1 protein-coding gene and 1 pseudogene are annotated in these 5,641 nt (G+C 72.1%); both read right to left on the reverse strand.

The window, feature by feature from the left end; translation table 11 throughout:
* Window positions 1-3,301, reverse strand: a pseudogene (locus tag ACFU95_RS50590) (type I polyketide synthase); the annotation flags it as partial.
* Window positions 3,302-3,347: 46 nt separating this feature from the next.
* The coding region (locus tag ACFU95_RS50595; protein ID WP_383844604.1) for a KR domain-containing protein at window positions 3,348-5,641 on the reverse strand (2,294 nt) is incomplete at its 5' end.

The raw sequence follows: 5,641 nt of genomic DNA on the forward strand, positions 1-5,641 counted from the left end.
CTGAGCCCTGGGTCCATACGGCACGCAGGCCGCGGAAGGCGGGGCCGTAGCCGTAACCGGTGGCGTCGAGTTCGCCGTACGCCCGCTCAGCGGCGGCCTCGATCGGGACGGCTCCGGGCGGGGGCCACTGCGTGAGGTCGAAGTCGGGCGCCGGAGCCTCTTGCGAGAGACGGGCCGTGGCGTGCCTGGTGAAGGGGGTACCGGGTGCCGCGTTGTCGGGGCGGGAGTACAGGTGGGCGGTCCGCTGACCGGACTCGTCCCCTTCCCCGATCTCCAGGCGGATCTGGATACCGCCCTCCGTGGGGATGAGGAGCGGGGCTTCGATGACGAGTTCGGTGAGGTGGCTGGTGTTCGCCTGGTCCCCGGCGCGGATGAGGAGGTCGGTGAGGGCGGCGCCGGGGACGAGGGTGGTGCCGCCTGCGGCGTGGTCGGCGAGCCAGGGGTGGGTGGTGAGGGACCAGCGGGAGGTGAAGAGGATGCCGTCGGTGTCGGGGAGTTCGATGGCGGCGCCGAGGAGGGGGTGGTCGACGGTGGTCTGGCCGATGTGGGTGGGGTCGGATGAGTGGGTGCCGGTGTTGAGCCAGTAGGGGTGGTGTTGGAAGGCGTAGGTGGGGAGGTTGATGGGGGTGGGGGTGCGCTGGTGGAGGAGGGGGGTGAGGTTGATGGGGTGGCCGTGGGTGTGGAGGTGGGCCAGTGCGGTGAGGGTGGCGTGGGTGTCGTCGGTGTTGGGGCGCAGGGTGGGGATGGTGTGGGTGCCTGTGGGGAGGGTCTGGGTGGTGAGGGTGGTGAGGGTGGTGTCGGGGCCGAGTTCGAGGTAGGTGGTGGTGCCGGCGTGGTGGAGAGTGGTGAGGGTGTCGGCGAAGCGGACGGTGCCTCGGATGTGGCGGGTCCAGTAGTCGGCGGTGGTGTGGTCCGCGTCGTCGAGACTCGCCGTGAGGGCGGAGGCGATCGGGGTGTGCGGCGCCTGGAAGGCCAGCGTGGCCGCGACGGCACGGAAGTCGTCGAGGATCGGTTCCATGAGCGCGGAGTGGAAGGCGTGGCTGACGGTCAGGGTGCGTGCTTTGTGGCCGTGGCTGGTGAGTTCCTTGGTGAGGGTTTCGATGGCGTCGGCGGGTCCTGACAGGACGGTGTTGGTGGGGGAGTTGACTGCTGCGATGTCCACGTTGGGGGGCAGCAGGTCTGTCAGGTCGGCTTGGGTGGCGGTGGTGGTGAGCATGGTGCCGCCTGCGGGGAGGGTGTGCATGAGGCGGGCGCGGGCGGCGACGAGGGCGGTGGCGTCGGGGAGGGTGAGGATGCCGGCGCAGTGGGCGGCGGTGAGTTCGCCGATGGAGTGTCCGGCGAGGAAGTCGGGTTTCAGTCCGAAGTGTTCCAGTAGTCGGAACAGGGCTGTTTCTACGGCGAAGAGGGCGGGCTGGGTGTAGAGGGTCTGGTGGATGAGGTCGCCGTGTTCGCCCCGGACGACGTCGGCGACGGGGTGCGGGGCATGCCCGGCCAGATGGACGTCGAGGTGGGTACAGGCGTCGTGGAAGGCGTCGCGGAAGGCGGGGAAGGCGTCGCAGAGAGGCTGGGCCATGCCGGGGTACTGGCTGCCCTGTCCGGTGAACAGCACGGCGAGGCGGGGTTCGTCCTGGGCCTGTCCGCTGATCACGCCCGGCGCCTGCTCGCCCCGGGCCAGTGCGCGCAGTCCTGCCACGGCCTGCTCACGACTCGACGCCAGCACTACGCCACGGTCGGGTAGTTGACCTCGGTCGGTCACCAGAGCGCGGGCGACGGTGGTCAGTTCGAGGTCGGGGTGTTCCTCCAGGTAGGAGGCGAGTCGGTCGGCCTGTCCGGCCAGCCCGGCGCTCCCGCGTCCGGACACCGCCAACGGCACCAAACCGCTGGCAGAAGCCGGGCGTTCCTGCTCAGCCTCACCCTCGACGTCAGCCGCGACGGAGGGAGCCTGCTCCAGGATCACGTGGGCGTTGGTCCCCGACACTCCGAAGCCGGAGACAGCCGCGCGGCGGGGCCGGTCGCTCTCGGGCCAGGGGCGGGCCTCGGTCAGCAGCTCGACGTGCCCCGCCGTCCAGTCGACCTGGGGCGTCGGCACATCGATATGAAGGGTGCGGGGCAGCAGCCCGTGCTGCATGGCCATCACCATCTTGATGACCCCGCCCACCCCGGCGGCGGCCTGGGTATGACCGACGTTCGACTTCAACGACCCCAGCCACAGAGGTCGTTCGGCGTCGTGGTCCTGCCCGTAGGTGGCGATCAGCGCCTGCGCCTCGATCGGGTCCCCGAGTGTCGTTCCGGTGCCGTGTGCCTCTACGGCGTCCACGTCCGCGCCGGTCAGCCCGGCACTCGCCAACGCCCGCCGGATCACCCGCCGTTGGGAGGGGCCGTTGGGTGCGGTCAGGCCGTTGGAGGCGCCGTCCTGGTTGACGGCGGATCCCCGCACCACACCGAGGATCCGGCGCTTGTTGCGCACCGCGTCCGACAGTCGCTCCAGCACCAGCACACCGGCGCCTTCCGCGAACCCGGTGCCGTCGGCGGCGGAAGCGAAGGACTTGCAGCGGCCGTCGGGAGCGAGGCCGCGCTGCCGGGAGAAGGCGGCGAAGGCGTGGGGGACGGCCATCACTGTCACCCCGCCGGCCAGCGCCAGGGAACTCTCGCGCGTACGCAGTGACTGGGCCGCCAGATGCAGGGCGACCAGGGAGGAGGAGCAGGCCGTGTCGACGGTGACCGCCGGGCCCTGCGCGCCGAGGAAGTACGAGACCCGGCCCGACAGCACGCTTGCCGCGCCGCCGGTGAGGATGAAGCCCTCCAGGCCGTCGTTGGGGTCCTCGCGGTCGGCGCCGTAGTCGTGGAAGGCGATGCCCGAGAAGACACCGACGGGCTGCTCGTGCAGGGTGGCGGGGTCGATGGCGGCGCGCTCCAGGGCCTCCCAGGTGATCTCCAGCATCAGCCGCTGCTGCGGGTCCATCGCCAGCGCCTCACGTGGCGAGATCCCGAAGAACGCCGGATCGAACTGGTCGGCGTCGTGCAGGAACCCGCCCTCACGGGAATAGCTGGTGCCGGGGTGGTCCGGGTCCGGATGGAAGAGGTTCTCCAGGTCCCAGCCACGGTTCACCGGGAACTCGGAGATGCCGTCACCACCGGAGGCGACCAGGTCCCACAGCTCCTCCGGGGACGTCACCCCGCCCGGATAGCGGCAGGCCATACCCACGATCGCGATCGGCTCGGAGCCGGCGGCGACGACCCGGTCGTACTGCTCCTTCAGGCGCGTGTTCTCCTTCAGGGAGGCACGCAGGGCATCGACTATCTTGTCGCTCTGAGCGGCCATCATGTCCTCGTCTCTCAGCTCTCGGTCACTGCTCTGTGCCGCCCAGTGCGCGTTGCACCAGTCCGTCGATGTCCATCGAGTCGATCTCGTCGAGCTCGTCCGCCACGCTCGCCGTCGCCCCGGCCGGGCTGACCTGGGTGAGTGACTCGGTCCGCGCCAGGGAGAAGAGGGCGTCGAGCACGCCCGCCTCGCGGAAGCGGTCGAGGGGGACCGAGGCCAGGACGCGCCGGAGGTCCTCCTCGTCGCCCTCCGGCTCCTCGGCGTCGGTGCCGGCCAGCGTCTCGTGCAGGAAGTCGACGAGGGCCGCGGGTGACGGGCAGTCGAAGACGAGCGTGGCGGGCAGGCTCTCGCCGATGGCGGCGGCCAGGGTGTTGCGCAGGGTGACCGACGAAAGCGAGTCGAAGCCCATCTCCTGGAACGCCTGCCTGGGCTTGACCTCCTCCAGGTCAGTGTGGCCGAGGGCCGCGGCGGCCCGTTCGCGGACCAGCTTCATCAGAGTCCGCTTCTGGTCCGCCTCGGAGAGGCCCGCGAGACACCGCACGAGCGCGGAGCCCGCCTCGGCGTCGTCCGCCGCGACCTCGGCAGCGGTCTCGGCGAGTCGCCGTACCTCGGGCAGGTCCCCGAGCAGCGGGCTCGGCCGTACCGAGGTGAACGCCGGTACGAACGCCGACCAGTCGATGTCCGCGACGGCCACGACACCGTCGTCGGACCGCAGGGCGGCGGCCAGTGACGTCATCGCGACGTCCGTGGAGATCGGCAGCACGCCACGGCGGCGGAGCTGCTCCTGGACCGCCGCATCGGCGGCCACGCCGATGCCCTCGACCACACCCCAGGCCACCGAGGTCGCGGCCAGACCACGCTGCCGGCGGTCCTCGACCAGGGTGTCGAGGAAGGCGTTGACCGCGCCCGTGACTCCCTGCCCGCCGCCGCCCCAGACACCCGCGGCCGAGGAGAACACCACGAACGCGTCGAGGGGACGGCCGCCCAGCAGCTCGTCAAGGTACAGCGCGGCGTCGGCCTTCACGCGCAGCGCCTTGCCGAGTTCGTCCACGTCGGTGGCGGCGACCGGCAGCAGCCCGGAGGAGTCGACGGTGTGCACCACGGCCGTCAACTCCGGCCGCTCGGCCGGGTCGGCCAGCAACTCGGCGACACCGGCACGGCTGGAGACGTCCGCCGTGGACACCGACACCCCTACGCCCAGCCCGGTCAGCTCGGTCACGAAGCCCTGTACGTCCGACGCGTCGGGGTCCCCGTCCACGGTGAGCAGCAGATGCTCGGCGCCGGCCAGGGCCAGTCGGCGTGCGGCATGCCGCCCCATGCTCTCGGTGCCGCCGGTGACGAGCACGGTGCCGCGCGGCTGCCAGTCGGCCTGTCGCGGCTCGTTCCGCAGCGGGCTCTCCAGCAGGCGCCGCGCGAACACGCCGGCCGAGCGCACCGCGACCTGGTCCTCGCCGCTCGCCCCGCCCAGCACGCCGAGCAGCGCCCGCACCGTACGGTCGTCGAGCGTTTCGGGGAGATCGACCAGCCCGCCCCAACGGTCCGGATGCTCCAGCGCCACCGCCCGGCCGAGCCCCCAGACGACCGCCTGCTCCGGGGCGCGCAGCCGGTCCGCGGGGCCGACCGACACCGCGCCGCTGGTCACGGACCACAGCGGCAGCCCGACCGCGCCCGAGCCCAGCGCACGCATCAGAGCCAGCGTGGCGGCCGTGCCCTCGGTCAGCGCCGGGGACTCCGGGCGGATACGGCGGTCCAGCGCGAGCAAGGACAGCACGCCGGTGAACTCCCCGTCCCCGGCGAGGACTTCGTGGAGGGCCTCGGCGGGATCCGACCCGTGGGCCGCGTCGAACTCCAGCAGCCGGGACCGCCGGCCCTGACCGTCCAGGGCGCGCATGATCCGGGCGACGCCCTCGTCCTCCGCGGCTCCCGGCGGCGCCAGCACCAGCAGCGCTCCGGCGGGTGCCCCGGTGCTCGCCTGCGGGACCGGCGTCCATCCCACCCGGTACCGCAGACGGGACACCTCGGCTCGCTCGTCGCGCCCACGACGCCAGGACGCCAGGACGCCGAGAGCGGTGCTCAGCGCCGCTACGGAATCCGTCCCGGACTCGCCGTCCATCCCCAGCGTCCGGGTGAGCGAGGCCAGGTCCTCACGGTCCACCGCCGCCCAGAAACGCGCTTCGACATCGCCGCTTTCCGCCGACGCGGAATCCGCGCTCTGCGCCTCCTCCAGCCAGTAGCGGTGGTGTTGGAAGGCGTAGGTGGGGAGGTGGGGGGTGGTGTGGGGGGTGGGGAGGAGGGTGGTCCAGTTGGGGGTGGGGTTGG

This window comes from Streptomyces sp. NPDC057623, assembly GCF_042800355.1.
Taxonomy (GTDB): Bacteria; Actinomycetota; Actinomycetes; order Streptomycetales; family Streptomycetaceae; genus Streptomyces.